The 302-nt window shown below is 43.4% G+C and carries 1 protein-coding gene; it reads right to left on the minus strand.

Annotation, left to right across the window (positions count from 1 at the left end; all coding sequences use genetic code 11):
- Window positions 1-280, minus strand: a 280-nt coding sequence (locus PSI23_RS22290; protein WP_273557076.1) for a transposase, incomplete at its 3' end; no start/stop codon positions are given.
- Window positions 281-302 lie beyond the last annotated feature (22 nt).

Below are 302 nucleotides of genomic sequence, written 5' to 3' on the forward strand. Positions count from 1 at the left end.
GTTCTCTCGCAAAGAAGGCGCTCGCCTTCTTTAAGATCTCCTTCTCCATTTTCAGCTGTTTGTTTTCTTTACGAAGCTGCAACAATTCCTGTCGCTCATCGGGGGTTAAAGCTCCGGGTTGAGATTGCTCAACAGAGCGTTTCCGCCCCGTATACAGGAGTTTTGTTGGAATACCTAAAATTTCAGCCGCTTGTGGGACGGTATAGCCCTGTTCAACAATCAGGTTGACCGCTTCTCTTTTAAAATTATCGGTAAATTTTTGGGGTGATTTTCGTTTCATAAAGACACCTTAATTAAAGTCA

This window comes from Xenorhabdus yunnanensis (genome assembly GCF_028598805.1).
GTDB classification, from domain to species: Bacteria; Pseudomonadota; Gammaproteobacteria; order Enterobacterales; family Enterobacteriaceae; genus Xenorhabdus; species Xenorhabdus yunnanensis.